The sequence below is a fragment of the Methylocella silvestris BL2 genome, from assembly GCF_000021745.1.
In the GTDB taxonomy this organism is placed as follows: Bacteria; Pseudomonadota; Alphaproteobacteria; order Rhizobiales; family Beijerinckiaceae; genus Methylocapsa; species Methylocapsa silvestris.
Genome location: NC_011666.1, coordinates 2317811 through 2344076 on the forward strand (window position 1 = coordinate 2317811; position 26266 = coordinate 2344076).

General features: G+C 62.9%; 28 protein-coding genes. 21 read left to right on the forward strand and 7 right to left on the reverse strand.

Annotated elements, in window-relative coordinates; all coding sequences use genetic code 11:
* Positions 1-24: 24 nt before the first annotated feature.
* The gene (locus tag MSIL_RS20190) at positions 25-1353 is read right to left on the reverse strand and encodes a reverse transcriptase domain-containing protein (protein ID WP_012591153.1); all 1329 of its coding nucleotides are present in this window, start codon (positions 1351-1353) and stop codon (positions 25-27) included.
* A gap of 947 nt (positions 1354-2300) precedes the next feature.
* Here MSIL_RS20190 and MSIL_RS10960 point away from each other — a divergent pair.
* From MSIL_RS10960 to MSIL_RS10980, 5 genes are all read left to right on the forward strand, one after another.
* Positions 2301-3188 carry an S-methyl-5'-thioadenosine phosphorylase gene (locus tag MSIL_RS10960; RefSeq protein ID WP_012591154.1) on the forward strand — a complete coding sequence of 296 codons (888 nt, stop codon included), beginning with the start codon at positions 2301-2303 and terminating at the stop codon, positions 3186-3188.
* Entirely contained in the window at positions 3188-3748 is a 561-nt protein-coding gene (locus MSIL_RS10965) for an adenine phosphoribosyltransferase (RefSeq protein ID WP_012591155.1), read from the forward strand. Before MSIL_RS10960 ends, MSIL_RS10965 begins: the two co-directional genes overlap by 1 nt.
* A gap of 61 nt (positions 3749-3809) precedes the next feature.
* Positions 3810-4085 carry a hypothetical protein gene (locus MSIL_RS10970; protein WP_012591156.1) on the forward strand — a complete coding sequence of 92 codons (276 nt, stop codon included), beginning with the start codon at positions 3810-3812 and terminating at the stop codon, positions 4083-4085.
* Positions 4082-4339 (forward strand): hypothetical protein, encoded by a 258-nt coding sequence (locus tag MSIL_RS10975; protein ID WP_012591157.1) that lies wholly within the window; start codon positions 4082-4084, stop codon positions 4337-4339. The genes MSIL_RS10970 and MSIL_RS10975 overlap by 4 nt, the downstream gene beginning before the upstream one ends.
* A 289-nt stretch (positions 4340-4628) precedes the next feature.
* Positions 4629-5774: an alpha/beta fold hydrolase gene (locus tag MSIL_RS10980; RefSeq protein WP_012591158.1), complete on the forward strand. Its 1146-nt coding sequence runs from the start codon at positions 4629-4631 to the stop codon at positions 5772-5774.
* A gap of 205 nt (positions 5775-5979) precedes the next feature.
* Here MSIL_RS10980 and MSIL_RS21965 read toward each other — a convergent pair whose 3' ends face one another.
* Positions 5980-6156, reverse strand: a complete 177-nt coding sequence (locus MSIL_RS21965; protein WP_244406112.1) for a hypothetical protein — start codon at positions 6154-6156, stop codon at positions 5980-5982.
* 144 nt (positions 6157-6300) lie between these two features.
* Here MSIL_RS21965 and rph point away from each other — a divergent pair, with 144 nt between their 5' ends.
* The 3 genes from rph (at position 6301) to MSIL_RS11000 (ending at position 8084) form a co-directional block, all read left to right on the forward strand.
* On the forward strand, positions 6301-7014 hold the full coding sequence (gene rph / locus MSIL_RS10990; protein WP_012591159.1) for a ribonuclease PH: 714 nt from the start codon (positions 6301-6303) through the stop codon (positions 7012-7014).
* The gene (gene rdgB, locus MSIL_RS10995) at positions 7014-7643 is read left to right on the forward strand and encodes an RdgB/HAM1 family non-canonical purine NTP pyrophosphatase (RefSeq protein WP_012591160.1); all 630 of its coding nucleotides are present in this window, start codon (positions 7014-7016) and stop codon (positions 7641-7643) included. The genes rph and rdgB overlap by 1 nt, the downstream gene beginning before the upstream one ends.
* 123 nt (positions 7644-7766) lie before the next feature.
* Positions 7767-8084: a hypothetical protein gene (locus MSIL_RS11000; protein WP_012591161.1), complete on the forward strand. Its 318-nt coding sequence runs from the start codon at positions 7767-7769 to the stop codon at positions 8082-8084.
* A 79-nt stretch (positions 8085-8163) separates the two neighbouring features.
* Here the strand turns inward: MSIL_RS11000 and MSIL_RS11005 are convergent, their stop codons facing one another.
* Positions 8164-9039, reverse strand: a complete 876-nt coding sequence (locus MSIL_RS11005) for a hypothetical protein (protein WP_012591162.1) — start codon at positions 9037-9039, stop codon at positions 8164-8166.
* 141 nt (positions 9040-9180) lie between these two features.
* Between MSIL_RS11005 and hemW the strand changes: the two genes are divergently transcribed.
* The 3 genes from hemW (at position 9181) to MSIL_RS11020 (ending at position 13133) form a co-directional block, all read left to right on the forward strand.
* Entirely contained in the window at positions 9181-10350 is a 1170-nt protein-coding gene (gene hemW, locus MSIL_RS11010) for a radical SAM family heme chaperone HemW (protein ID WP_012591163.1), read from the forward strand.
* Positions 10351-10605: 255 nt separating this feature from the next.
* Positions 10606-12483 (forward strand): peptidoglycan L,D-endopeptidase MepK, encoded by a 1878-nt coding sequence (gene mepK, locus MSIL_RS11015; RefSeq protein WP_012591164.1) that lies wholly within the window; start codon positions 10606-10608, stop codon positions 12481-12483.
* 164 nt (positions 12484-12647) lie between these two features.
* On the forward strand, positions 12648-13133 hold the full coding sequence (locus MSIL_RS11020; protein ID WP_012591165.1) for an MmcB family DNA repair protein: 486 nt from the start codon (positions 12648-12650) through the stop codon (positions 13131-13133).
* A gap of 1 nt (position 13134) precedes the next feature.
* On the opposite strand, the gene MSIL_RS11025 is transcribed toward MSIL_RS11020, so the two are convergent.
* Complete coding sequence (locus MSIL_RS11025) at positions 13135-15096, reverse strand: AI-2E family transporter (RefSeq protein WP_012591166.1); 1962 nt, start codon at positions 15094-15096, stop codon at positions 13135-13137.
* A 270-nt stretch (positions 15097-15366) separates the two neighbouring features.
* Here MSIL_RS11025 and MSIL_RS11030 point away from each other — a divergent pair, with 270 nt between their 5' ends.
* The 8 genes from MSIL_RS11030 (at position 15367) to MSIL_RS21325 (ending at position 23716) form a co-directional block, all read left to right on the forward strand.
* Positions 15367-16341, forward strand: a complete 975-nt coding sequence (locus tag MSIL_RS11030) for a hypothetical protein (RefSeq protein ID WP_012591167.1) — start codon at positions 15367-15369, stop codon at positions 16339-16341.
* The gene (locus MSIL_RS11035; protein WP_012591168.1) at positions 16341-17354 is read left to right on the forward strand and encodes a peptidoglycan -binding protein; all 1014 of its coding nucleotides are present in this window, start codon (positions 16341-16343) and stop codon (positions 17352-17354) included. The genes MSIL_RS11030 and MSIL_RS11035 overlap by 1 nt, the downstream gene beginning before the upstream one ends.
* Before the next feature lie 600 nt (positions 17355-17954).
* The gene (locus MSIL_RS11040) at positions 17955-19409 is read left to right on the forward strand and encodes a UbiA family prenyltransferase (protein ID WP_012591169.1); all 1455 of its coding nucleotides are present in this window, start codon (positions 17955-17957) and stop codon (positions 19407-19409) included.
* 8 nt (positions 19410-19417) lie between these two features.
* Positions 19418-19882 (forward strand): GtrA family protein, encoded by a 465-nt coding sequence (locus MSIL_RS11045; protein WP_012591170.1) that lies wholly within the window; start codon positions 19418-19420, stop codon positions 19880-19882.
* Positions 19873-21201 carry an FAD-binding protein gene (locus MSIL_RS11050; protein ID WP_012591171.1) on the forward strand — a complete coding sequence of 443 codons (1329 nt, stop codon included), beginning with the start codon at positions 19873-19875 and terminating at the stop codon, positions 21199-21201. The genes MSIL_RS11045 and MSIL_RS11050 overlap by 10 nt, the downstream gene beginning before the upstream one ends.
* 17 nt (positions 21202-21218) lie before the next feature.
* Positions 21219-21962, forward strand: a complete 744-nt coding sequence (locus MSIL_RS11055) for an SDR family oxidoreductase (protein ID WP_012591172.1) — start codon at positions 21219-21221, stop codon at positions 21960-21962.
* A 106-nt stretch (positions 21963-22068) separates the two neighbouring features.
* Positions 22069-23001, forward strand: a complete 933-nt coding sequence (locus MSIL_RS11060) for a ribose-phosphate pyrophosphokinase (protein ID WP_012589225.1) — start codon at positions 22069-22071, stop codon at positions 22999-23001.
* Between the two features lie 433 nt (positions 23002-23434).
* A complete protein-coding gene (locus tag MSIL_RS21325) occupies positions 23435-23716 on the forward strand; it encodes a hypothetical protein (protein ID WP_012591173.1) in 282 nt (93 codons plus the stop codon).
* Positions 23717-23890: 174 nt separating this feature from the next.
* On the opposite strand, the gene MSIL_RS11070 is transcribed toward MSIL_RS21325, so the two are convergent.
* From MSIL_RS11070 to MSIL_RS11080, 3 genes are read right to left on the reverse strand one after another with little or no spacing between them, the layout of a single operon-like run.
* On the reverse strand, positions 23891-24616 hold the full coding sequence (locus tag MSIL_RS11070; protein WP_012591174.1) for a hypothetical protein: 726 nt from the start codon (positions 24614-24616) through the stop codon (positions 23891-23893).
* Positions 24617-24620: 4 nt separating this feature from the next.
* Complete coding sequence (locus MSIL_RS11075; RefSeq protein WP_012591175.1) at positions 24621-25274, reverse strand: hypothetical protein; 654 nt, start codon at positions 25272-25274, stop codon at positions 24621-24623.
* 2 nt (positions 25275-25276) lie between these two features.
* Positions 25277-25570: a hypothetical protein gene (locus tag MSIL_RS11080; protein WP_148213075.1), complete on the reverse strand. Its 294-nt coding sequence runs from the start codon at positions 25568-25570 to the stop codon at positions 25277-25279.
* A 60-nt stretch (positions 25571-25630) separates the two neighbouring features.
* Here MSIL_RS11080 and MSIL_RS11085 point away from each other — a divergent pair, with 60 nt between their 5' ends.
* Together MSIL_RS11085 and MSIL_RS11090 are read left to right on the forward strand one after the other, a co-directional pair.
* Entirely contained in the window at positions 25631-25879 is a 249-nt protein-coding gene (locus MSIL_RS11085) for a helix-turn-helix domain-containing protein (RefSeq protein ID WP_012591177.1), read from the forward strand.
* Positions 25879-26184, forward strand: a complete 306-nt coding sequence (locus MSIL_RS11090; RefSeq protein WP_012591178.1) for a hypothetical protein — start codon at positions 25879-25881, stop codon at positions 26182-26184. Before MSIL_RS11085 ends, MSIL_RS11090 begins: the two co-directional genes overlap by 1 nt.
* Positions 26185-26266 lie beyond the last annotated feature (82 nt).

Sequence of the window (26266 nt, forward strand, 5' to 3'; positions counted from 1 at the left end):
CGTACGTCTCCCAAAGAGTGATCGTCAGCGCGTTATCGGTATAGGAATAGCGGGAGGGGGCGGATTGACTGACGAAATATACTTTTCCCCTTTCTTGGGCCAGACGAAGGGACGACGTTGCATGTTAGAAAGGGGTGTGAGGCCCAACATTTGCCATTTCTGGAGATTTGTACACCCTTCTCGCTCGTCTCTTACGACTCCGAAGTAGCGGGAGATCATCGTCCCAATACGCTTGTCCATCTCATCGAAGCACGATCTGTCCTTACAAAACCAATAGTGTGCTCCCCATCCCTGAACGATACCGGATACCTTCAAAAGTGTATGGAGAAATGAGCATTGTCGGTTCAGTTCGCCTGTTTTCTTAAAGCCACGCAAGGCATCCCGACTGGAGATCAAAATTTTGTCAATTGACAAAATCATACGGTGGCGAGAGGCGCTGCACGGACGCAAAAGCCCATTGGCGAACTCAATTCCCAGAAACTCAAATTTGTCTCGCACCAAGCCCTTGACCGTCTTGTGTTTAGCAACGCTCATACCGTGGCTCGCAAGAATGTGAATAGCTTTCTGAAACATGTTTTCGGCAAGTTGCTGAGTTTTTGCGAAGATTATGAAATCATCAATATAACGTAGGCAAACAGCGTCAGGGTTTCCGTTCATCTGCTGGTCGAAGTCATAGAGAAGAATATTACCTAGAAGCGGAGACAAGGAGTTTCCCTGTGCAACGCCGATATCATAAATGGGAAAGGCGTTAACGGTACGTGCCAGGCGAGCCATGTTCTCAAGTTCAACGTGGATTGCACGACGGAAAAGATCCATGAACTCTGACTGATGGCCAACAGCATCCGAAACCAGAGCGGCCACAGCACTCTTGGGAATTTTCGTAAAGAATGCAGTGATGTCCGAGCGTATGTAGTAAGAGAACCCGTCACCAATTGCAGCCATAGCAGCGTCGATGGCGGCAGGAACAGCGGAAACGCTGTCATCCTTCTCTTTTCTGACCCCGCCGAAGCTATAAGGTGTGCGTACATACCGCCGAATGCTAGGCACTTCAATCAGCACATCGTGAATGGCTCGTTGGACAATGCGTGCTTCGACCTTTGCTACAACAAGCGGGCGAATATCGCCACGTTTCCCTTTCGCCTTTTGGATAGGCACGCCCTTGGCGGCAGGAAATATAAACTTTCGATGAAGAAGCTGATCTGCGATTCGCTTCAAATTTGATTGCGAATTTGCCTCGAACGCTTCAACTTCTCTTCTTGTCTCGATGGACTTTGAAGTTTGAGAGTTTCGCTGAACGGCTTTCCAAGCCTTGTTCAGAGTCTTTGCAATCCTGACCTGCTTTGCGAAATCCAAGTGTCTTGACGCCTGTTGGTTATCCTATCCGTCCGACACGGCTCTGACCTCAGCGAAGGTGCCTTGCGGTCCGGTTCGCTCAATCGAGACTTGCGCCTCGCCGCTGCACCGTGCCCCAACCTCCCAGGTTGCCCCGAAAGCCCAGACGCCCAATGCAAGAGGCAGCGCCAACTTCAAGGTCTTCCGGCCCGTCCGCTGGCAACGCACCAACAACTTGGCACGTTTTTGCATAAGGTCCGCATCGCTCATCCTTTCCGTGGAAGCCTAGCGTTTTTAGGCTCCTCGGCAAGCGGCGCGTCCCCGGCCCCTCCCCGCCCGTTAAATAAAAGCTGCCAGCCACCCAACAGGAGCCCTTAAGGGTATAGGTTGTGACTGGCTTTGCGTCGGACAGGTTAGGTCTGACCTCAGCGAAGGTGCCTTGCGGTCCGGTTCGCTCAATCGAGACTTGCGCCTCGCCGCTGCACCGTGCCCCAACCTCCCAGGTTGCCCCGAAAGCCCAGACGCCCAATGCAAGATGTCATTGAATCGCATACTAACGCAGCTAATCGCTAGGAACAATCATACCGAAGCACAAGCTGTGGATGATTATCAAGCTTTGGCAATTTGGGCTCGCTCATTTTGCGAGGCCTCGTGAACGAAGCCGCGTGCCCAGTTATAATGCCGAACGTACACAACACGCGCCGCTCCCTCTCTCCGATTCAACCTTGAACGAAAATCCCCCGACGCGGCCCAACAAGGATCGGCGGCCAGCCTCCGCTGCCCGGTCCCACAAACCGATCCGGGAAGGCGCATCGCCGCCACGTCGATTGCGGACCTCGTTATCAACTTCGGCAATTGCGCGCTCTGCTCCAAAATCTGACCTTCTTTTCCTCCCCCAAAAAACCCGCCCCTTGCGCCCAGCGCCCCGCGGGTTAAAACTCCGCCGCTCGAGAGGCGGCGTAAAATCAATGACAAAAGCTATTTTGGGAATTATCGGCGGCTCGGGGGTTTATCATCTGCCGGGTCTTGAGGATGTGCGCGAGGAGCGCGTTTCGACCCCTTGGGGCGAGCCCTCCGACGCGCTGCGCTTCGGCCGCATCGGCAAGACGGAGGCGGTGTTTCTGCCGCGCCACGGACGCGGCCATGTGTTTTCGCCCTCCGGCATCAATTACCGCGCCAATATCGACGCCATGAAGCGGGCCGGCGTCACCGACATCGTTTCGGTTTCGGCCTGCGGCTCCTTCAAGGAGGAGCTTTATCCGGGCCTGTTCGTGCTGGTCGACCAATTCGTCGACCGCACTTTTTCGCGGCAAAGCTCGTTTTTCGGCAATGGCTGCGTCGCCCATGTGTCGATGGCCCATCCGGTCGCCCCCGCCTTGCAGGCCCGCGTCGCCCTCGCCGCGCAGGCGGAATCGATCCCCTGCCTGACGGGCGGAACTTATGTCTGCATGGAAGGGCCGCAATTTTCCTCGCTGGCCGAATCGCGCGCCTACAAAGCCGCGGGCTTCGACGTCATCGGCATGACGGCGATGCCCGAAGCAAAACTCGCGCGCGAGGCGGAGATGTCCTACGCCACCGTCGCCATGGTGACCGATTATGATTGCTGGCATCCGGACCATGACGATGTCGACGTCGCCTCGGTGATCGCCGTCGTCAACGCCAATGCGGGCGCGGCGGCGCGGCTGCTGGCTCGGCTGTTGCATGATTTTCCGGCCGAACACGAGCCCTGTCCGGTCGGTTCGGATTGCGCGCTCGACAATGCGATTTTGACGGCCCCGCCGGCGCGGGACCCGGCGCTTTTGAAGAAACTCGACGCGATCATGGCGCGCGTCAATCAGCCGGAGAAAACTCCATAATGACGAGCGAAACCCAGTGGGACCACGACCGCGGCGATCTTAAATCGGCGATTCGCACTATCCCCGACTATCCAAAACCCGGCATCCTGTTTCGCGACATCACCACGCTGCTTGGCGACGCGCGGGCGTTCCGCCGCGCCATCGACGAATTGGTGCAGCCCTGGTGCGGCGCCAAGATCGACAAGGTCGCCGGCATGGAGGCGCGCGGCTTCATCCTCGGCGGCGCGGTGGCCCATCAGCTCTCGGCCGGCTTCGTGCCGATCCGCAAGAAGGGCAAGCTGCCGCATACGAAGGTGTCGATCGCCTATTCGCTCGAATATGGGCTCGACGAGATGGAGATCCATCAGGACGCCGTCATCGCCGGCGAAAAGGTGATTCTGGTCGACGATCTCGTTGCGACAGGCGGAACCGCCGTCGGCGCCGTGAGCCTGTTGAAGAAGATCGGCGCCGACGTCGTGGCGGCCTGCTTCGTGATCGACCTGCCGGACTTGGGGGGCGCCGACAAGATCAGAGAGCTCGGCGTGCCGGTGCGGACGCTGGTGAGTTTTCCGGGGCATTAGATCGCCATTGCCTCCAAAGGCAGGATCATGTATATGATCATGTCTAACATTGGAGGCGCGCATGAGCCTGGCGAATCAACGGCTGATCGTTCCCATCACGGCGGGGGACAAAGAGCTGGTCGAACGCAAGGCGGCGAAAGCCGGCAAGATATCGACGGCGGAATTCGTCCGCCGCGCCGCGCTCGCTTATGAGCCCGCCGACGAAGCGGCGCTGCTGGAGCTGCGCGCCCTCCTCGACGGTTTTGAGGATTTTCACGCCGCCACGTTAAAAGAGCTCGACCGAGCCGACGCGGCCCTCGACGCCGCGCTGACGCATTTTGGACGAAAAGCCGGGTGAGCGCGGTCGGCGATGCGCTAACGGCGCTCAAAACCGCCATGCTGCTCGAGGAGCGCATCGGCAGTCAGGCCCGGAAAGTCGAGCAATTGGCCCTGAGCGTCGTCGAGATGGATAAAAGGCTGGCGGCGCTCGAAGGCCGCATGGAGGGTTTTTTGGCGGCGGCTTCGGCCTTCGGCGGCCGGCCGCCACGCCCGACGAAAATGATCGAATCCTCCTCGCACGATCAACAAAATCCGCCGCCGCGGAAAGGCTGACCCGAATGAGCGGGCGACGACCCGCCAGCGCCCGAGCGCGCGGTCCCAACTTGCAAACCGAATTGGGCCTAACCCGGACGCATAAGGACGCGTCCTGTCCAGCGGCCGCTGAGAGCCGTGATCGTTCATTGCTGCGTGAAGAACCAACCGCAGGCATGAATCAAAGCGCCATAAGCCTTAAGCCTTCGTGATCCCGACAAGCGAGCGGTTCATGCTGGGCGAGATCCCCGCGACCGCAAGGCGTCGATAAGGCGCGACCGAGCGCCAGTTCCAACGAACGGAGACGACCTTGACGAAAAATCTGCCCATAGAGGCGACCGCTAATTTCGAGAACAGCGTGCCCTTCTTCTGGCTGCTCGCGCCCTGGGCGAAGTTTGGCGAAGAAGCGGCCGAGACATTCCAGAGAAATATCGATTTTGCCAAAGAGGAAACCAAAGAGGAGTTCGAACTCAAGCCCGTCTGGGCGACCGCGAACGAGATCGTTTATGAGCTCAACACCATGTGGCTTCGCGATTTTTCCGATGCGGCCGCGCGCGGCGACTCCAGCATTATCCCGACCCTCATCGACCCGCCCTATGCCGGACACCATTCGACCATCGCCGACTACGCCGAAGGCCAGAGCCTCGTCGAGACGCTGCAGGCGAGCGGCCTAAGGCGCCTGCTGTGCATCGACTGGAAGTCGGCGAGCGCAGAAATGAAGGACTACAACATCGACATCTACCTCGCCGAGATCAACGCCGTCGTGGACGACCTCGGCGGCCGGGTCAATCTCATCGGGCTATGCCAGGGCGGCTGGATGGCGGCGATGTTCGCGGCCCGCTACCCGTACAAGGTCGCGACGCTGACGGTCGCTGGCGCCCCGCTCGATTGCGACGCGGGGGACGGATTCGTCAAGAAGATCGCCAAGGAGCAGCCGATGGCCTTCTTTGAAGAGCTGGTCAACGCGGGCGGCGGCCGGATGCGCGGCAAATTTATGCTCGCCGGCTGGAAAAGCATGCATCCCGAAGAGCATTACTTCAAAACCCACGTCGATCTTTACGAGAATGTCGAAGACCCCGCCTTCGTCAAGAAACGCGAGGAATTCGAGAGATGGTATGAGAATCCGCTCGACCTGCCAGGCCGGTGGTACCTGCAGGCGATCCGGCTTCTGTTCAAGGACAACGCGTTCTTCAAGGGCGACTTCGTCGCGCTCGGGCGCAAGATCGCGCTGAAGGACATCATTTGTCCGACGTTCCTGCTGGCCGGCGAGGGCGACGATATTACGCCTTCTCCGCAGGTCTTCTCCGCCGAGGAAAAGCTTGGGACGCCAAAGGACAAAATCGTCAAGAAGCTGGTTCCGGGCGGGCATATCGGCTTGTTCATGGGCTCCAAGACGCTCAAGAATTTCTGGCCGGACATCGCCGCCTGGATCAAGCGCGAATGTCCGGACGCGTGACCGAGTAGGCTGCCGCGAAATCCGGACTCACTTTTTGCAGTCGACGAGATCCTTGTCCTCGATCGAAAAGATCTGCCCCGCCTCGATCGCGATATTCTTCGCCAGGCAGACGCGGCCGTCCTCATAGCCGAGCTTCGCGTCATAGGCCCCCGTCGCGACGCCGACGACGTTCAGCCGCTCGTCGTGATCGACTTCCTTGTCCTTGTCATTGAGGCACTGGGTTTTCGCCGAATTTACCGGTGCCTGCCGGCGCGAGGCGAAGGTCGGACACGGTTTTCGAGGTCAAATTCCAAAATCGCGTCGGCTTTTCGGCGCGTGCGGGACCACCCGCGGCAAGGGCGAAAGCGGCGAGCGCCGCGGCGGCAAAACCTTTGATGCGCATGCGAAAACCTTTCGGCGTTTCCTGTCGGCTTTTTTGTGTCTGCGGCGCTGAATACAGAAGCCGCGACGACTTGAACAGGGGGCCAAAGTTGCGCAAGCCCAAGCGAGCCTCTAGACAGTCGCTTCTCTTCCTTGAGGATTTTTGATGCGCCCTTCCCAGCGCGCCGCCGACGAATTGCGGCCCGTCACCTTTGAACGCAACGTTGCGCGCTACGCCGAAGGCTCATGCCTGATCAAATTCGGCTCGACCCATGTGCTGTGCACAGCCTCGCTCGAAGACAAGCCGCCGGCCTGGCTGCGCGGCCAGGGGCGCGGCTGGGTCAGCGCCGAATACGCCATGCTGCCGCGCGCGACCCATACCCGCACCAAACGCGAATCGACGACCGGCAAGCCATCCGGCCGCACGCAGGAAATCCAGCGCCTGATCGGGCGCAGCCTGCGCGCCGTCACCAACCTGCAAGGGCTTGGCGAGCGCCAGATCACGATCGACTGCGACGTGCTGCAAGCCGACGGCGGCACACGCACCGCCGCGATCACCGGCGCCTGGGTGGCTCTGCATGACTGCTTGAAATGGATGCGCCAGCGCTCGATCATCAAGGACCTGCCGCTTCGCGACCATGTCGCCGCCATCTCCTGCGGCGTCTCCAACGGCGAATCCGTGCTCGATCTCGATTACGCCGAGGATTCGGCGGCGGAGACCGACGCCAATTTCGTCATTACCGGATCGGGATCGCTCGTCGAGGTGCAGGCGACCGCCGAGGGCGCCGTGTTCACCGAGACGCAGCTCACCGCCATGCTGGCCTTGGCGCGGGGCGGCATTACGACCCTGGTCGAGATGCAGAAAGCCGCGGTCGCGTGATGGTCCGGGCGATCGAGGGCCGGCTTGTCGTCGCCACGCATAATGCCGGCAAGCTCGCCGAAATGCGCGAACTGCTCGACCATTACGGCGTCAAGGCGGTCTCGGCGGGCGAACTCGGCCTGCCCGAGCCCGAAGAGACCGGCTCGACTTTTCTGGAAAATTCGCGGCTGAAGGCGCTGGCGGCCGCGGAAGGCTCGGCAAGCCCCGCGCTTGCGGATGATTCAGGGCTTTGCGTCGACGCGCTCGGCGGCGAACCGGGCATTTATTCGGCAAGATGGGCGGGACCCGATCGCGACTTCGCCATCGGCCGGGCCGCCGTCGAGGAGGCCTTGCGCGTAGCTGGCGCGCAGGCGCCCTTCGCGGCGCATTTCATCTGCGTTCTGACGCTCGCCTTCCCCGACGGAGAAACGTCGAGCTTCGAAGGCCGGGTCGATGGCGAGCTTGTGTTTCCGCCGCGCGGCTCGCTGGTGTTCGGCTATGACCCGATTTTCCTGCCGGAAGGCCTGAGCAAAACCTTCGGCGAAATGACGCTTGAGGAGAAGCAGGCGATCCCGCCTGACGGATCGCCCGCCCTGTCGCATCGCGCGCGGGCGTTTCAGGCTTTCGCCAAGGCCTGTTTCGGCGTCTGACGACTGTCCGCTCCTTGGGCGCGGCGTCAAAACATCGCAACCTGGACTACGGCGCTTGATTTTTGCCCGTGTTTTCACTTATATTGCAGTGCAATATACGAAGCGCAGGGCAAGGAAACGGCGATGTCCGTGGTATGGAACACCAAATATGGATCGCGGAAAGTTCGTCACGATCCGCCGACCCTCAAGGAGGCGATCCTCGCCGCGCAGGGCCTGACCGATCAGCTTCTCGAACAGGTCGAGATCGCCGCCGCGCTGATGGATCTGCCGGTCGCCGAAGTTCGCGCCGAATTGCTGAAGAGCGCCCCGCCGCGCAAGGCCGAACAGATCGTCACCTCGAGCGGGCGCGTGCCGCGCACCGTCGTGGTCGAGCGCAAGACCAGCCGCCGCATTCCGGCCGGCGCCGCCCGTCCGCTGGTCTCGAGATCCTCGGGGATCTAGATCGCGGTTCCGGCTTTTCGCCCGCATTCCTCAAATCCGAAGTTTCGGTCTGCGTTCCGGCGCAGGCCGCCACGTTCACCTACCGGGCGAGCTCTGCATAGGCGACGAAGCGGTTCGGCAGGATCGGCTGGGCGCCGCCGATAAGTTTGAGCAGATTGATCCGCGCCGCGCCATAAGCATAGCTGATCTCCACATCGCAAGGCCGGCCCGGCGGTGGGCTGCCGGGCTTGCCGGCTGCTTTCTCGCGCGCCAAGCGTGCATCATCAGCGGCCTCTACTGAGGCAAAAGTCTCCTCCGCGCCGACCTCAAGAGGTCTTGGCGGCGGCAAGGGACCCGTCTCCAACGCCATGGATGCCGGCGGCTTGCCCGGCGCTGCGCGGGCCATCTCGAGGCGCGGCGCCTGTGCGGCCCCGGCGCTGATCGCAGCCAGCGTGGAAGCGACGCCCTGCATCAATCGCCCGAACGTCGACCCTTCCGCGACGGCAGGATCGCCCGCCGCCGGCTGCGCCCGCGCGGACTTCCGCTGCGCCGCGTCGGATGCGACCATGATCGACGGCTCGCCCCGACGCGGCGCGGCGCAGTTTCGCACGCCAAGCGCAATCAGCTCCTCGCCGCGCAAAACCTTATACTGCCGCGTGAGCGCCCCGAGCCTTGCGCGCACCGCTGGCGGATAGGAGTCGAACAGCTGTTGCGAGACTTCATAATTGCTCTGATGATTGCGCGGATCGTAAGCAAGGTGAAATTTCAGCGTGCTATCCGGATAGACGCATACATTCGGCAGGCTGAGCGCCAGGGTGCAGGCTGAGCGGCATTCATGCAGGCGGACCTCGCGGTCCGTCGCGCGATAAAGCTCCGTTTTGTCCTGATACTGGTTCACATAGCCGCCGACATCCTTCATGACGACGACGGGAGCTGGCATCGGCGGCGGATCGAGATAACTCAACGCTTCACCCATCGGCGCAATCGCGCCTCACGCTAACCTTGTCGCCGGAACGATAAGGAATCGTGGTGAACGCTCGGTTAAAGGCGGCCGCGGACCAATACTTTGAATATGATCCGACTTTGGCGGCGCCGCGCGCTGTGACATAAGGCGACCATGGCTGATGATCTTCAAAATGGCGCCGACCCGGGTTTCGGCGTCTATGTGCACTGGCCCTTCTGCCTGTCGAAATGCCCCTATTGCGATTTCAATAGCCATGTCCGCCACGAGCCGGTCGACGAGGCGCGCTTCGGCAGCGCCCTGATCCGCGAAATCGCCCACCGCGCCGAGACGACGCGCGGACGGCGGGTCGCCTCCATCTTCTTCGGCGGCGGAACGCCCTCGCTGATGAGCGCGTCGACCGTGGCGCGCGTCATCGAGGCCATCGACCGCCATTGGACCCTCGCGCCCGGCGCCGAAATCACCCTCGAAGCCAATCCGACCAGCGTCGAGGCGACGAAATTCGCCGGCTTTCGCGCCGCCGGCGTCAACCGCGTCTCAATCGGCGTGCAGGCGCTGAACGACGCCGATCTCAAGGCGCTGGGGCGAACCCACTCCAGCGTGGAAGCGCTCGCCGCGCTCGAAATCGCGCGCAAAACCTTCGAACGTTTTTCGTTCGACCTCATCTACGCCCGCGCCGGCCAGAGCGTCGCGCAATGGCGAAGCGAACTTGCCTCCGCCCTCGCCCTCGCGCGCGATCATCTCTCCCTCTATCAGCTGACGATCGAACCCGGCACAATGTTCGAGCGGATGCGGGACGCCGGAAAGCTCGTCGTTCCCGGCCCGGATCTCGGCCGCGATTTCTGGGACGCGACGCAGGAGATCATGAACGGCGCCGGGCTGCCGGCCTATGAGATCTCCAATCACGCCCGCCCCGGGGCCGAGAGCCGGCACAATCTGATCTATTGGCGCACTGGCGATTATGCCGGCGTCGGACCCGGCGCGCATGGCCGCATCACAGGCCAAAACAAACGCCGCGCGCAGGCGACCGAGCGCGATCCGCAAAAATGGCTCAGCGCCGTCGAATCCGCCGGCCATGGCCTCATCGAAGACGATGTCCTCTCCCGCGAAGAGCAGGGCGACGAGTTTCTGCTGATGGGTCTGCGGCTCGCCGAAGGCATTGAGCCCGGTCGTTTCGAGGCAATGTCGGGGCGCGGCCTCGACCCGCGCCGCGTGCAGTCGCTGATCGCCGACGGCATGGTTGAATACACCAGCGGCGGCCGCCTCAGGGTCAGCGCCGAAGGATTTCCGCTGCTCGACGCCGTCGTCGCCGACCTCGCCGCCTGAAGACGCCCGTCTCCATGATCGCGCCGCCGGGATGATTCCCTGCCGGCGACACACAGCCGCCACATTGGTCGGTGAGTTTGCCAGCGTGTCCGTGGCCGCAATTTGGCGTCATGGCCACGCAAGCGTCGCGCGCCACAGAATGTCGGGCGGCGGCGCCGGATAACTCATTGTTACGGGCCATTAACGGTTCGAGTTTAATCAATCGGTTCATCTTTCCGAGCGCAGCCGCCGCTCGAGCAACCCGCGAGATCGAATTTGCGACGAGCCCGCAGCCGTTTCGTCCCCGCAAGGCAGGCGCTGCGCCTCGCCGCGGTTTCGGCTGCCGCGCTGCTCTGCAGCCTTTTTGCCGGCTCCTCGACCGAAACCGCCGAAGCCAATGGCGATACGCGCACGCTGAACCTCTATCATTCGCACACAGGCGAATCGATCCAGGCGACCTTCCGGGTCAATGGCTCCTATGACCCTGCGGTTCTGGAAAAGCTGAATTATTTCCTGCGCGACTGGCGCAACAACGACCGCACGCGGATGGACCCGCGCCTGTTCGATACGGTGTGGGAAGTCTATCGCACGGCGGGCGCGACGCAGCCCATCGTGATCTTCTCCGCCTATCGCTCGCCCGAGACCAACGCCATGCTGCGCCGGCGTTCGAGCGCGGTCGCCGAATATTCGCAGCACATGCTCGGCAAGGCGATGGACACCACCATGCCCGGCATGTCGATGGAGCAGATCCGCGAGATCGGCATCAAGATGCAACGCGGCGGCGTCGGCTTCTATTCGCGCGAGAATTTCGTGCATCTCGATGTCGGCGGCGTGCGCAGCTGGCCGCGGCTCAGCTATGAGCAGCTCGCCCGGCTGTTCCCCGACGGCAAGAGCGCGCATCTCGCCTCGAACGGCCGCTCGCTGCCGCGCTATGAGGAAGCCCGCGCCGAAATCGCTTCGCGCGGCGGCGTCGTCAGCGACGCGCCGCAAGCCATGGCCGGCGGCGGCTTCTTCGGCTGGCTGTTCGGCGGCGGTCGCGACCGCCAGGAGGAGGCCGAGGCCGTCCGCGGCGCAATGCCCGGCCGCGGCCCGGCGCCGTCCGGCGCGACGCAGGTCGCCGCGCTCGAAAAACCCGCTCCCGCCGTAAGGATGACGCGCGCCGAACGTCGCGCCGCCGAAAAAGCCGCCAAAGCCGCGCCAGCCCTCGCCGCAATCGACGCCGCCGATCCGCCGGACGCCAACGCCAATCGCTCGCTCGTCGCGGCTCTCGCGCCGCCGCCCGCGCCCATCCCCGCCGCGCAGCCGCGGCTCGCAGCCGCGGTTCCGGCGCCAACCGCGCCGACGCCGCCCCCGCGCGCCGCCGAGCAGGCCGCTGCCCCGGATGCGCCCGTCAAGGACGCCGCGAAAGACAGGGACAACGAAAAAGATGCGGCGAAGGAAAAGCCAGACGCCGTATCGAAGCAGTTGATGGCTGCAGTCCCCTTGCCGCCGGCTCGGCCGGATGACCTCATCGCCTATGCCGACGTGCCGCTGCCGCCGTCGCGCGCCGAGCATCTGATCCAGACCGCGTCGCTGACTGCCGCACCGATGACGACGCCCCAAGTCGTGGCAGATGCCGTTACAAAGCCGGTCCCGACGACAGTCGCGGCGAAGATGGACGCGGCCCGAGCCGAGGCGGCCAAATCCGACCCCGCCAAAGCCGGCATGGCGATGACGCTCGCCCGCGCCGCAAGCCTTCCCGTCGTCATCACGCGCGGCCCGAAAGATCAGCAAGTGATGCCCGCGAGCGTCCTTGGCTATGCCGCGAGCTCCGGCGCAGGACCGCGTCAGCGCATCGCAAGACTCGGCAAAGATGGCGACGCGCCCGACATCGTTTCGGCGCGGCTCGACCGGTCTAATTTCAGCGATCTCACCAGCGAAACGCCGACGGCCGAAGCGCCTCCCGCCTCCCTTCTCGGCCAGGCCCTGACCGGCCTGCGGCAGGCGGCCCGGATTGTCCCGGACGCCCTCGCAGCCGCGCCATCGGCCAGCTATAAATTGGCGTTCGGCGCGGCCTCGGGGATTCTCAACTACGCCAGCTTCACCAAACCGCAGCCGCCCAAAGAGGCGTCGCATGCGGATAAGGTCAGCATCGTCGACGCTTCGGCGAAATAATCTTCCTCGCCCCGCCCGTGAACGGGCGCGTCGCACGGAAAGCCGACGGCGTTTCGCCATTGAACGGCTGGTCGGTTTCGCGCATGGTTGGCGCTGCAAAATCTTTTTGAGGCGACGGATCGCCTCGTCCGCGCCATTTGCATCGCCGCAGCGTCAAACGCCCCATGCCACGATTGATCGAACCCGCCGCGCCCTATGACGGGCGCCAGTCCGAGACCGCGCTTTTCGTCGCGCGCGGCACGCGGCGGCTGCTGCGACGCCTCAATTTTTCGTCCGTTACCGAACTTCCGCTTCTGTCCGGACGGCGCGCCGACATCGTCGCTTTGGCTGACGACGGCGCGGTCTTGATCGTCGAGATCAAATCCTCGATCGCCGATTTCCGCACGGACGCAAAATGGCGGGATTACCGCGCCCATTGCGACCGGCTCTATTTCGCTATTCCCGAGACGATGCCAGTCGAGATCATGCCCGCTGACGCCGGCCTGATCGTCGCCGACGCCTATGGGGCCGAGATTTTGCGCGAGGCGCCCGAACATCGCATCGCGCCGGCGACGCGCCGCGCGGTGCTGATCCGTTTCGCCCATGCCGCAGCCCATCGCCTGCATGGGCTCAGCGACCCGGAGGCGATGGCGCTCGGCGTTTACGGGTAAATCACGCGGCGCCGGCGAGGATCGGCATCGCCGGCGCGTGTGCTACCGCCGGCTCCTGAGCCTTCGCTTCCGCGACAAAGAAAGCCGTCGCTTCACTGAGGCTCGTCACGCAGGCGTCGGCGCGAATCTGGCCGCAGAGCTCGCTCGCGCGCTCCGCCTCGCAGCGCCAGAAGCCGACGATGATCTTGGCGTCGGGCAGACGCCGGCGCAGCCGCCGGATCGCGTAACGGACCTGCGCCGCGCCGGCCTCGGAGCCGAGATAGGACAGGCAGATCATCTGCGCGCCCGAGCCGGCGAGGTTGAGAATGCCGCCAATCCGCAAAATATCGGCCGGTTCGACCTTGGCGCCGATCCCGTGTTTTTCCAGAATTTGCGCGAGCAATCCCGCCGCCGCTTCATCCAGCGGGTGACGCCCGGCGATGCACAGCACCGGCTTGCGCGCGGGCCCCTGCTCCGGCGGCGCTTGATCCAGCGGCGCCCCGACCGCCGCCGGCGCGTCCGATGCGCCGATTTCCGCGATCGGCGTCTCGCGCGGTTGCGCCGGCGCCGGCGGCGCGTCCGCATGATCGTCGAGATCGTCGATCATCTCGTCGATCGTCTCCTTGATTCGCTTCTGGCGGCTCTCATGCAGCACGCCGCGGCGAAAATCCGACTCGGCCATCAGCAGCCCGTTGAGCGCCACCTCGTCATAATAGGCGATCAGCGACCCTGTCTTCAAAAACGCCTCCGCCTGATCGGCGACTTCGGAGGCGTCGCTGACCAGCATGCGCTGATAGAAATGCTCGACGGGAGTGAGCGCCGGCGCGTCGCCCAAAATGACGTCGAGAAAATTCAACTGCTCCACATGGCGTCCAAGCACCACGAGGCAAACGGTGAGCGGCGTCGCCAGCACGAGGCCGATCGGCCCCCACAGCCAAGTCCAGAAGGTCGCCGCGACGACGACGGCGATGGGCGAGAGGCCCGTATTGCGGCCGTAAAGCAAGGGCTCGATGAACTGGCCGACGGCGAGTTCCAGGACGAGGAATAGCGCGAGCGTCTCAAGCGCCATGGTCCAACCGGGATCGACGGCGGCGGCGAGCGCGACCGGCAGGCCCGCAGCAACGATCGCGCCGATATAGGGCACGAAACGCATGAGAAAGCCGATCATCCCGAACAGCAGGGGGCCCGGAACGCCGATCGCGTAAAGGCCGACCGCAACAACAACGCCGAAGGCGGCGTTGAGCAGCGTTTGCGCCAGGAAAAACCGGCTCAGCCGTCCGGCGGCGTCGTTCATCGCGACGGTCGTGCGCTGCAGATCGCGCGTGCCGACGAGACTGATGAAGCGATTGCGCAGATCCTCACGCTGCAAAAGGATGAAGATCACGAAAATCACGACGATGGCGATCGTCTCCAGCGGCGAAAGCGCCGTGCCAACGATGGTTTGCAGCATGGAAAGCGGGCTCGGCTCGGCTTCGCGCACCTCCACCGGAATGGGTCTTGGCTCATCGCCGCGCCCCAGCGCGGGAGGAGCGGACGCCGCATCGTCTTTCTTCTGCCCGAGCGCTCCCAGCCCCTTAAAGATGCTTGCGCCTTTCTCCATCAGCCCATTGGCGAAAACCATTTCGCGCAGTGAACCGGCCTTGCTGGTGATCGTCGCCTGATATTTCGGCAGGTCGACGGCAAGCTCCGTCACCTGGCGGGTCAGCGCAGCGCTGATCGCGAAGGTGACGGCAAGACTGGCGATCACCACGATCAGCACCGCGACAACCCGGTTGAGCCCGATCCGGCGCAACAGGCGGACTGGCAGCGACAGGACGAAGCTCAAAAGAACCGCTATCGCGATCGGAACAAAGACGCTCTTCGCGACATAGAGGGCGAGGATGCAAAGCGCCGAGATCATCAGGGTCGCCAGCGTGTCGAGCGTTCGCGTGGCGTCGCGCTCCTCGGTAGGACGCGTGAGCGGAACGTCGAGCGGCTCGCTCATCCGGGGGGATCTCCTTTGGCTAACAAAAAACCAACGTCCTCGCTCCCGCCAAAGTTCCGCCACCGCCGCCGCCGCGCGGAGGTTGATGGCGTTGAAAAAAGGCGATTATTCAATTCTCAGAGTCCTGACGCCGAAAGTGTTTTTGCGCCACGCTTCAGAGCTCTGGCAAAATCATGGCGAATCTTGCTAAGGTCCGGGCGCAGGGACGGCGCAAGCCCAAGCGCGGGCGCCACCTGACGACAGCCTCTTTCCGCGCCCCAGGTGACCCATATGGACGGTGACGACCGCCACCTTCTGTCCCGCCCGGTCATCTATGTCGTGCGGATGCTGGTCTTTCTGATCCTCGTCGGCTTTTGCGCGCTGATCCTGCACCGTCAGATCGTGACCGCTTTCCTGGCCAATCCCGCGCTGAACGGGCTCATCCTTGGCGTTCTCGCGATCGGCATACTGCTTGCTCTGCGCCAGGTGCTGCGGCTGTTCCGCGAGGTGAGCTGGGCGAACGCCCTGATCGGCGGCGGCACGGGCAAAAGAGTCAAACCGCCGGTTCTGCTCGCCCCGGTGGCGCTGCTTTTTCGCGCAAAACCCTTTGTCAACGCGCCGGCCGCGCTGCCGCTTCGCGCCGTCCTCGACACCATCGGCGCGCGGCTCGACGAATCGCGCGACACCGCCCGCTATCTGACCGGCCTCCTTGTCTTCCTCGGCCTGCTCGGCACCTTTTGGGGCCTGCTCGAAACGGTCGGCTCGATCGGCGGCGTCATCAAATCGATGCAGACCGGCTCGGACGCCGCGGTCATGTTCGACGATCTCAAAAGCGGCCTTTCGGCCCCGATCGCCGGCATGAGCATCTCCTTCACCTCCTCGCTGTTCGGGCTCGCCGGCTCGTTGGTGCTCGGCTTTCTCGATTTGCAGGCGGGACACGCCCAGAACCGATTCTTCACCGAGCTCGAAGACGCCCTGACGGCGCTTCCCCTTGCCGACGCCCATGACGCCGCCGCCCGCTATGAAGGGCTGCCGCCGGAGCTGAGCGCCGCCTTGCAGACCATCGCCGCCTCCGTCGACCAGACGCAGGCGAAAGCGACCTCGGTCGCGGTCGCGAGTCTCGCCGATGGCGTGCAGGCGCTGGTGCAGCATATGCGCTCCGAACAGCAGATCATCCGCGACTGGGTGGAGGCTCAGGCCGAACGCAACCGCGAGGTCAAGGACGCGCTGGAGCGGCTCGCCGAAGGGCTGAAGGAGCGCGGCTGATGGCGCCGCCCCGCTCGCGGCGGCGCATCCGTCAGGTCGATTATTGGCCGGGATTCGTCGACGCTTTATCGACCATGCTGCTGGTCATCATTTTTCTGCTCTCCGTGTTCATGCTGGCGCAATTCTTTCTCGCCCGCGAAGTGACCGGCAAGGACACTGTCCTCGAAAAGCTCAATCGCCAGATCGAACAGCTGAGCGCGTTGCTGGCGCTGGAACGCGCCGGCAAGACAGAATCGGACGAGAAGGCGACCCTGCTCGCCTCAAATCTCGACGCCGCTCAGAAGGACAAGGCCCGGCTGCAAGGGGCAATCGATGCGAAAGCCGCCGGCGACGGCGGAGCCGCCGCGCAACAGCAGCTCGCCGCCGAGAAGGACGCCTCTGCCGCGGCGCTGGCGCAGATCGATATCCTCAATCAGCAGATCGCGGCGTTGCGCCGCCAGCTCGCGGCCATCGAAGACGCTCTGTCTGCGTCGGAAAAATCGGGCGCGGAGTCGCAGGCGAAAATCGCCGATCTCGGCTCGCGCCTCAACATCGCGCTGGCGCAAAAGGTCCAGGAGCTCGCCCGCTACCGCTCCGATTTCTTTGGCCGGCTGCGGCAAATTCTCGGCGATCGGCCGGGCGTCAGCGTCGTCGGCGACCGCTTCATTTTCCAATCCGAAGTGCTGTTCGAATCAAGCCAGGCGGTGCTCGATACCGCCGGCCGCGCGGAGCTCGACAAGCTGGCGAGCGCCCTGATCGAACTCGAACATGAAATTCCCCCCGACATCCCGTGGATCATCCGCGTTGACGGCCACACCGACAAGAAGCCGATCCAGTCGTCGCAATATCCTTCGAACTGGTCGCTTTCGGCGGCGCGCGCGATTGCCGTCGTGCAATATCTTGTCTCGAAGGGCGTTTCGCCGCAGCGGCTCGCGGCGGCCGGTTTCGGCGAGTTTCAGCCGCTCGACCCGGGCGAGGGCGACGACGCGAACCGACGCAACCGGCGGATCGAGCTAAAAATCACCGAAAAATAGCGAGTCTGCTGCCTCGCTTGCGCGTCAAGGATGGTCGCCCCGGACGATTGGCCACGCTTGACGCCCGCCGCCGCCAATGAGAATGTGCTTTCGTTGGGGGGAAAACGACAGGCGGCCCAAACCTGTCCCTCCTTGTGCGCCTCGGCTTTGGGCGCTCAATTTTCGCCGTGAGGGTCTGTCGCGAGATGTGCGCGATGACGCCGCGAGCCAAAAGCAAAAGAAGATATCTTGAGACAGCGTTCTACCCGGCCTCGTGGGGCGGGGAAATTTGTCCATGAGGTCAATAGCTTGTGCACAATTCGACGGTAAGCTGGCTTGGTATTTGCTTCTTATCGCAACGCAGCGAGCGGGTCTGCGCAAGTCTTGTCTTGACGTATCTGCGTCTTAATCCTGGTAGAAAGTGATCTCTCGAGCATGACGCCGAAAAGCGGAGACCGGTTTTGGACGACATCCTGCTCGAAATACATAAGCTTCGTGATTTTGGATCGATTTAATCCAGAATCATCGTGATCTTGAGCATTTCGGCAAAGCCTCGGCTGGCATGGCCGCTCTCCGTAAAGGGGGCCGACGCTGGCGCGGGCGCGAGTTTTTGGAGCAGCAATGTCATCAGCGGCGCTAGATTCGACCTTGATCGGTGAGACCTCGGCCAACAAGCTTCCGCTTGTCGTCGACCTCGACGGGACGCTGATCAAATCCGATCTCCTGCTTGAATCCTTCTTTGCCAATGTCGGAAAAAATCCGTCCTCGATTTTCGGGCTTTTGGCCGCCTTGCGTCATGGCAAGGCGCGATTCAAGGACGCGCTCGCGCAGGGCGTCGATCTCGACGTCGCGAGCCTTCCCTATGACCAAAAAGTCCTCGACCTGATCGGGGCGGCCCGCAATGAAGGACGTCCGGTTTATCTCGCCTCCGCAAGCAACGCCAAATTCGTCGGCGCGGTCGCGGATCACGTCGGCCTGTTCACCGGCTGGTTCGCCTCGGACGCCTCGACCAATAATTCCGCTCACACGAAGGCGGAGCTTCTGGTCGGCAAATTCGGCGAGCGCGGCTTCGACTATGTCGGCAACGACAAAGCCGATCTGCCGGTCTGGGCGGTCGCCGCGCGCCGAATTGGCGTCAGGACGGCGCCTGCTCTGAGCGGGCGGCTCGCGGCGCTCGGGGTCGAGGTGATCGAATCGCCGGCGCCGGAGCTCAAATCATGGATCAAGCTGATCCGAGTGCACCAATACGCCAAGAATGGCCTCGTTTTCCTGCCTCTGCTCGCCGCGCATAAATTCGATCTTCTCTCGCTCTACCACTGCGTCCTTGCCGCGATCGCCTTTTCGCTCTGCGCCTCGAGCGTCTATATTTTCAACGATCTCGTCGACCTCTCGGCCGACCGCGGCCACCCGAGCAAAAGACGGCGCCCGCTGGCGTCCGGCGCGATCCCGATCATGCGCGGCGTCCTCGCCATGCCGGTGTTGTTTTTGGCCTCGGTCGTCATCGCGGCGCTTGTATCGTGGCAGTTCCTCGGCGTGCTCCTGTTCTATTTCGCCGTGACCAACGCCTATACCTGCTGGCTCAAGACGAAGATGCTGATCGACGTCGTCGCGCTCGCCGCGCTCTATTCGCTGCGCGTCATTGGCGGCGCCGTCGCCATCAATGTCGTGGCGTCGGAGTGGCTGATCGGCTTCTCGATGTTCATCTTCGCCTCGCTCGCCCTGATCAAGCGCTACATCGAGCTCGCCGTCCGCCTCGATAAGGAGCTGCCGGATCCGAGCAACCGCAATTACAAGCTGGGCGACATGCCGATCGTCGCCGCGCTCGCCGCCGCCTCCGGCTTCAACGCCGTCACCGTGTTCGCCCTCTATATCTCCTCGGACGCCGTCCATTCGCTCTACCGGCATCCGCAGTTTCTCTGGCTTGTGTGCCCGATCCTCATGTATTGGATCAGCCGCATGGTGATGCTGGCGCATCGGCGGCTTGTGCATGACGATCCGATCGTCTTCGCCCTGAAGGATCGAATCAGCTACGCCGCGGGCGCCGCAATCGCAATCGTCGTTTTGGCCGCGATCTGACCAAGCCCATGACCAGCGCGCCCGAAGCACGGCTGCCCGGCGGTCCGCGGCCTCACATCATTGCAATCCGCTACGGGCTTTTCGCGGTCATCGCGGGCGCCATGAACCTTGGCGCGCAGGCGGTTACGTTCGCGATCGCGCCGATCCAGCCGCTGGCGATCTCGATTCTCGTCGGCACCGGCGTCGGCTTCGTCGTGAAATATCTGCTCGACAAGCGCTGGATCTTCTTTGACGACTATCACGGCGCCGCCGCCGAGACGCAGAAAGTTCTGCTGTACGGCGCGTTCAGCGTCGCCATGACAGCGATTTTCTGGGGCTTCGAGATCGCCTTCCTCGCCATCTGGGGCACCAATTTCGCCAAATACGCCGGGGCCGTGATCGGGCTCGCGATCGGCAATTTCCTCAAATATCTGCTCGACCGCGGCATCACCTTCAATCCCGAGCGCATCCGGAAGGCGGCAAAATGGAGCTGACCGGATGGGGCCGCTTTCCGCGCTTCGAAACAAGGCTGTTTGAGCCGCCTTCGGCCGAGGCGGCGGCGCGGCTGCAGCCGCAGCTCTCGGGCTTTGCGCCGCGCGGCAACGGCCGCGCCTATGGCGACGCGGCCATCGGCGTCACGGCCTGCATCGGCTCGCGCGGGCTCGGCCGCTTCCGCCATTTCGATGCGGACGAGCGGCGGCTCACCGTCGAATCCGGCGTGCTGCTCAGCGAGATCATCGACGCCTTCCTGCCGCGCGGCTTCTTTCCCCCGGTCGTTCCCGGCACGCAATTCGTCTCCGTCGGCGGCATGATCGCCTCCGACATTCACGGCAAGAACCATCATGGCGCGGGCGGCTTCGGCGACCATGTCGACGAGTTCGAGCTTGCCTTGCCGAGCGGCGAGATCCGGACCTGTTCGCCGAGCCAGAACACGGATCTGTTCAAGGCGACGATCGGCGGCATGGGGCTGACCGGGACGATCCTGTCCGCGAGTTTCAAGCTCATTCCCGTCGAATCCGCCTTGATCGCCCAGGAAACCATCGTCGCGCAGAATCTCGATGAGGCCATCGCGGCGCTGAGCGCGCATGAGGACTGGCCCTATTCGGCCGCCTGGATCGATTGCCTGGCGAGCGGCGCCTCGCTTGGGCGTTCGCTGATCTATCTCGGGCGGCACGCCAAGGCTGCCGACATCGCGGCGATCGATCCGCACCGGCGCCCCGCGGGAAAAAAACGCCCGCTCGGCGTGCCGATCGATCTGCCGGGCTTCACGCTCAATCGCCTCAGCGTCGCGGCCTTCAACGAACTTTATTTCCGCAAGGGCGCGAGCGCCGCCGGCCCGATGTTTCTCAATGGGATCGGCAGCTTTTTCTTCCCGCTCGACGGCATTCTCGACTGGAACCGGATCTACGGCCGGCGCGGCTTTCTGCAGCATCAATGCGTCATCGGCGCCGACGGCGCGGCCGGCGCGATCGCCGAAATCCTCGGCCGTTTCGCCAAGCGCGGCAACGCCTCTTTCCTCGCCGTCCTGAAGAAGCTTGGTCCCGCCGGCCGGGGCTATCTGTCCTTTCCAAAGCCGGGCTTCACCCTGGCGCTCGATCTCGCCATGGACCGCGGCGTGTTCGAATTTTTGGACGAGATCGACGACATCGTCGTCGCGGCGGGCGGCCGGATCTATCTCGCCAAGGACGCGCGCCAATCGCGCGCCACCTTCGAGGCCGGCTATCCGGAGCTTGACCGCTTCCGTGAGATCAGGCGGGAGATCGGCGCCGAGCGCCGCATCGCGTCCCGCCTGTCCGATCGTTTGGGCATTTGAACAGGATCGCCGCACCCATGGATGAGCCGAAATTCCTTCTCGTTCTCGGCGGAGGCTCCGATATCGGACGCGCCTGCGCGCTGCGTTTTGCGCAAGCCGGGTGGCGCGTCACGCTCGCCGGCCGCGATCTTGCGACGCTGAAGCGCGAGGCCGAAGACATTGCGACGCGCACAGGCGTCGCGACCGCGACGTCGTTCATTGACATCCTGGACACGCCCTCCTTCGCCGCTTTCGAGACCGGGCTCGGCGGACTTCCGGACGCCATTGTCTGCGTCGTCGGCCTGCTCGGCGAGCAGCGCAGGGCGGAGACCGATCCAGCCCATGCCAGCCTCGTCATGCGCTCGAATTTCGAGGGGCCGGCCCTGCTTCTTGGACAATTCGCCGAAGGTTTTTCAGAGCGTGGCGACGGAATCATCGTCGGCGTCAGCTCTGTCGCCGGCGATCGCGGGCGCGCCTCGAACTATGTCTATGGCGCCGCCAAGGCCGGGCTGACCGCCTTTCTGTCGGGCCTGCGCAATCGCTTCGGCAAGACGAAGATTCGCGTCGTCACGGTCAAACCCGGCTTCGTGCGCACCAAGATGACGGCCGGCATGAAACTGCCGCCGCCGCTGACGGCTGAGCCGCAGGAAGTCGCCGAGGCGATCTATCGCGCGAGCGCAGTCAGGCCGCGCGACGTCATTTACGTGAAGCTCATCTGGCGTCTGATTATGACCATCATCGGATCGATTCCGGAACCGATTTTCAAGCGGCTGAAGCTTTGAGGCGAAGCGGGCGCGACGCATTGGCCCATCGCCAGCTTTGCCATTGCGCGGGCGCGAGCGCGATGATTAAGAAAGAGCAGTTGCGGCCAGCGGGATCTTTGCGCTCATGAAAATTCTGGCGGGCAACTCCAATCGTCCTCTTGCCGAGGCGATCGCGGCCTATCTCGGCGTGCCCCTGACCAAATGTCAGGTGCGCCGCTTCGCCGACATGGAGATCTTCGTCGAGATCCAGGAAAACGTCCGCGGCCAGGACGCTTTCATCGTCCAGTCGACCTCCTATCCGACCAATGATCATCTGATGGAGGCCCTGATCATGACCGACGCGCTGCGCCGCGCCTCGGCCCGCCGCATCACCGCGGTCATTCCCTATTTCGGCTACGCAAGGCAGGACCGCAAGGCCGGCCCGCGCACGCCGATCTCGGCCAAGCTCGTCGCCAATCTGATCACACGAGCCGGCGCCGACCGCGTCCTCACCGTCGATCTGCACGCCGGCCAGATTCAGGGCTTTTTCGACATCCCGACCGACAATCTGTTCGCCGCCCCGGTGCTTGTGCGCGACATCGAGGCGCGGCTGCCGAAAGGCAATCTGATGGTCGTTTCGCCCGACGTCGGCGGCGTCGTGCGCGCAAGGGCGCTGGCCAAGCGCATCGACGCGCCGCTCGCCATCGTCGACAAGCGGCGCGAGCGCGCCGGCGAATCCGAAGTGATGAACATCATCGGCGACGTCGCCGGCAAGGTCTGCATCCTGATCGACGACATCGTCGATTCCGGCGGCACGCTGTGCAACGCCGCCGACGCGCTGCGAGCCGAGGGCGCGATCGCGGTCTACGCCTATATCACCCATGGCGTGCTCTCCGGCGGCGCCGCCGCGCGCATCTCGGCCTCGAGCCTCAAGGAGCTGGTGCTGACCGACACCATCCTCTCGACCGAAGCGATCCGCGTCTCGAAGAACATCCGCATCGTCTCCGTCGCCCCGCTCATCGGCGAAGCCATCACACGAATCGCCAAGGAAGAAAGCGTCTCCAGCCTATTCGACTGAAGGCGATCTTTCTTCGAGATTTCGGAGAGCAGCGCCTAGGGCAACAAAGCTCCGGCAGGCATGCCCGGTAGCAGTCGGCGCCTCTCCGTTCGCTTCGGCCGTCAAAATGCAGTAATTAAGACGACGTCCTCCTGATGAGGAGACGAAAGTGAGCGCGTTTGCAATTCTGCGTTCGCCGGCCGCTCGCCTCTTCTTCGCGAAAGCGAAAGACGACGACGGCGCGCAAGCCGGCGCGTTCAATATTAAGCGGCCAAAGCGCTTTACTCAGCGCCACAGCGCAATGGCGAAAACCTGCAACAATTATTCAAGCAAATGGCCGCGTGCGCGCGAACGCGGACGAGCGGGACCATCCCGTTAGTTTAAAGAATATTGAGGGCAAGAAGAGATCTTTGCTGAATTAAGAAGCCGAAGGCGTTGTTAGAGGAGAACTCCTATGACCTATCACGTCGTGTGCCCGGCCAATCAATTGACAAGCGTCATTTACCGCAGCCCGCATTGGTGGCCTTTCGGATCAGGCGACACGCAGAAATGCAACAGCGGAAAGTATATTATCGACGTAGGCCAACACAATGTTAAATGGCAAGGAGGCGCATTCTTTTTGCCGATGGGAGGAGGCACATTTTCGTTCGAAAAAACATTTACCGACAGTTACTTTGGCCTGACAATCTCAATAAAACCTTCCGCGGACTTAACTGTTACTGTCAAATGTGGCTAGTTTAGAGCTCGCCCCAGTCGACCCGGTTGTGAATACCAATTTGGGCTCGGGCCGCGTCAAGGTATGGCGGAGAGGGAGTCCGCCAGACTGTTAATATTATCAACGACTTATAGATTTATTTCTCGTTTTGTCCTAGATATTGTCCTAGCCGTGCAGCATCCATTATGCACGCTCTCAACTCTCCGCCATCTGTTGAGCACACTTCGGCTCGCTGGGCGGCCTTTCGCTTGGAAATCTCCAGCCGCCGGCTTTGTCGAGCGGCGGCGTTTTCCCGGTTTTTCTTTTAACGAAAGACCACCAGGCCTCGCCTTGCGGCGAGTCGCGTTTGACGTGGAAGGTTTTCGGCGAGGCCGCCGGCGGCGCGCTCGTCGGCGGTGACGGCCGCGCTTGCTTGGCGTCGGCGTCGCGGCGCATGAACCGGCGCAGCGTGGCGTGCCAGTCGGCGCGCAGCGCCTTGGCGCCGATCGCCTCGGCCGCCCAAAGGCGAAGATCCTCGATCGTCCGGGCGATCTCCGAGCCGCTCAGCCCCTCCGCCGCACCGAAGGCCAAATCCTCCGCACTCGGCTCGAACTCGGCCGGCAGGCGATGCGGCGTGGGCGCTCCAGCCCTCTCCCAAGGGTTTAGGGGGTTATTTTCTTTAGGGGGTGTGGGGGAAATTTCTTTTAGGGGGAAAAGGGGTAACGCCTCGTCACGGCGTGACAGGCGTGACGGCGGCGCGTTGCCGCGCAGACGTTCGCGTCGGCGCTGTTGCCGCAGCCGGGCACCTTCGCGCAGCCGCGCCAGGCGCTCTTCGCGCTCGCGCTCCCTCGCGCGTTCGAGCGCAATGACCGCCGCCGCGATCTGTTCGGCCGTGCAGCCTTCCGCGACGAGAGCCGAGGCGATTGGTCCGAAGGTCGCCACGGAGTCAAACCTCGCGGCCGGGAATCCCGGCGAGAGATTGAATCAGAGCGTTCGTGGAGAAGCCTGCGGCGTCAAAGCTTCCACTCACCGTCGACAGATAGACGGCTTTGATGCGAATTTCCTCAAGCGTCGCGCAGACAAAACTGCAAAGCTCTATGAGGGCGTTATAGGCGCCCTCATAGGCAGCCTGAGACGCCTCCTCGGCCGCCGTGAGGCCGGAGCTTTCCTTGACCGCCAGCACCGCGGCGTTGATCTCCTCGAAGCGCTCCAGCTTGACCCGCGCGAGTTCGTCTTGAGCCGCCTCGAGCCGCTCGCGCATGGCGAGCGACGCGCCCGTCTTGAAGACGGCGATCTCATGCGCTTTTTCATGCACGATCCAGCGCATCATTTGGTCTTTGGTCTTTTGCAGATCATGGACATCGATACAGAGGCCGTCAAAATCCGTTTGCTTGCACAGTTCGTCGAAGCGTTCACACGCCTCGTTTTCCGTGGCCAGCGCCTGGCGTTCCAGCTCCTCCGCGCGCCGATGCGCTTCGATGAGAGCGGCAAGGGCTGGCGAGGCGGCCGGCGCGGCCGAGGCGGCTGCGCCGAGGGCGGAAAGGACCGCGCCGGCCGATCCGGCGGCGAGCAGGGTCCGGCGGGTGTGGGTCTCGACCATGGTCAGGCTCTCCCCTTCATTTCACCCCGAAGCGAACGGATATCGCGTTCCGCTCGCTCGGCGATTCGCTGAGAAAAGGTCTCCGCCACGTTCAAGAGCGCATCGACACGCCGGTGCAGCGCGCATTTTTCGTGGCTTTGATCGATGCCTATCTCGCCAAAACTCTCGATCGCCACCCCTATGACCTCGTGAAGGATGGCGACGTCGGCGATCAGGATGTCGAGGCTGTAATCTGGCAAGCCTGTGGCGGCTGCCGGAACGGAAGGGTTCGGCATTGGGGCGATTCCCGCTGTCAATAAATTCGTAACAGTGCTACGATATTCAGGAGAACAGGTATCGTCAAATGAAATCGTAACATGGTAACGAAATTATTGCCTGTTCAATGTAAGATGGCGCGCACGGCCTTAAGTCTCGGCGTGCGCGATCTCGCAGCGCTCGCGGAAGTGTCGCCAGATACAATCGCTAGGCTTGAGCGCGGCGACCTGCTTAAGGAGCGGACGATAATCGCTGTTCGGTCCGCCCTGGAAGTCGCCGGCGTCATCTTCGTCGAGGAGAACGGCGAGGGACCGGGAGTTAGGCTCCGCAAGGCAAAAGGCAAGACTTGATGTCTTCGCAGCGTGAGGAGATGGAGAAATACCAACTAGGGCAACTATTCGACGCCCTGGCTAATAACATACCAGGTGGCCACTTACACGAGTCGGCTGCTGCAGAATTGGCCCGCCGAGAATTCGTGGCCCGAGAGGAGGTTGACGCTGCGCAGATGGCTGCCGCGCAGGCCCAAATTGATGCCTCGGAATACGCGAAGCAGAGCGTCGACGCGATGCGGAAAACGGTGCTTTGGACAGCTGTGGCGGCTGTTTTCACGGCACTCTCGGCGATTGCAACTTTGATCACAGACTTTCACCGATAGCTCGGCCCCGGCGTCGAGTTCGTTCCAGAGAACGGTTCGAGCGCGGCTGTGAGGCTGAGGAAGCGCCTGCGCCGTTGAGGGT

Bases quoted from the DNA above. Each gene is read 5' to 3' on its own strand.
- MSIL_RS11075 (WP_012591175.1), bottom strand. From the start codon at position 25,274: ATGGTCGAGACCCACACCCGCCGGACCCTGCTCGCCGCCGGATCGGCC.
- MSIL_RS11090 (WP_012591178.1), top strand. From the start codon at position 25,879: ATGTCTTCGCAGCGTGAGGAGATGGAGAAATACCAACTAGGGCAACTA.
- MSIL_RS10960 (WP_012591154.1), top strand. From the start codon at position 2,301: ATGACAAAAGCTATTTTGGGAATTATCGGCGGCTCGGGGGTTTATCAT.
- MSIL_RS21965 (WP_244406112.1), bottom strand. From the start codon at position 6,156: ATGCGCATCAAAGGTTTTGCCGCCGCGGCGCTCGCCGCTTTCGCCCTT.
- hemW (WP_012591163.1), top strand. From the start codon at position 9,181: ATGGCTGATGATCTTCAAAATGGCGCCGACCCGGGTTTCGGCGTCTAT.
- MSIL_RS11085 (WP_012591177.1), top strand. From the start codon at position 25,631: ATGGTAACGAAATTATTGCCTGTTCAATGTAAGATGGCGCGCACGGCC.
- MSIL_RS11055 (WP_012591172.1), top strand. From the start codon at position 21,219: ATGGATGAGCCGAAATTCCTTCTCGTTCTCGGCGGAGGCTCCGATATC.
- MSIL_RS11035 (WP_012591168.1), top strand. From the start codon at position 16,341: ATGGCGCCGCCCCGCTCGCGGCGGCGCATCCGTCAGGTCGATTATTGG.
- rdgB (WP_012591160.1), top strand. From the start codon at position 7,014: ATGGTCCGGGCGATCGAGGGCCGGCTTGTCGTCGCCACGCATAATGCC.
- MSIL_RS11025 (WP_012591166.1), bottom strand. From the start codon at position 15,096: ATGAGCGAGCCGCTCGACGTTCCGCTCACGCGTCCTACCGAGGAGCGC.
- MSIL_RS21325 (WP_012591173.1), top strand. From the start codon at position 23,435: ATGACCTATCACGTCGTGTGCCCGGCCAATCAATTGACAAGCGTCATT.
- MSIL_RS11045 (WP_012591170.1), top strand. From the start codon at position 19,418: ATGACCAGCGCGCCCGAAGCACGGCTGCCCGGCGGTCCGCGGCCTCAC.
- MSIL_RS11050 (WP_012591171.1), top strand. From the start codon at position 19,873: ATGGAGCTGACCGGATGGGGCCGCTTTCCGCGCTTCGAAACAAGGCTG.
- MSIL_RS11005 (WP_012591162.1), bottom strand. From the start codon at position 9,039: ATGGGTGAAGCGTTGAGTTATCTCGATCCGCCGCCGATGCCAGCTCCC.
- rph (WP_012591159.1), top strand. From the start codon at position 6,301: ATGCGCCCTTCCCAGCGCGCCGCCGACGAATTGCGGCCCGTCACCTTT.
- MSIL_RS11040 (WP_012591169.1), top strand. From the start codon at position 17,955: ATGTCATCAGCGGCGCTAGATTCGACCTTGATCGGTGAGACCTCGGCC.
- MSIL_RS10970 (WP_012591156.1), top strand. From the start codon at position 3,810: ATGAGCCTGGCGAATCAACGGCTGATCGTTCCCATCACGGCGGGGGAC.
- MSIL_RS11030 (WP_012591167.1), top strand. From the start codon at position 15,367: ATGGACGGTGACGACCGCCACCTTCTGTCCCGCCCGGTCATCTATGTC.
- MSIL_RS11060 (WP_012589225.1), top strand. From the start codon at position 22,069: ATGAAAATTCTGGCGGGCAACTCCAATCGTCCTCTTGCCGAGGCGATC.
- MSIL_RS10965 (WP_012591155.1), top strand. From the start codon at position 3,188: ATGACGAGCGAAACCCAGTGGGACCACGACCGCGGCGATCTTAAATCG.
- MSIL_RS11020 (WP_012591165.1), top strand. From the start codon at position 12,648: ATGCCACGATTGATCGAACCCGCCGCGCCCTATGACGGGCGCCAGTCC.
- MSIL_RS11000 (WP_012591161.1), top strand. From the start codon at position 7,767: ATGTCCGTGGTATGGAACACCAAATATGGATCGCGGAAAGTTCGTCAC.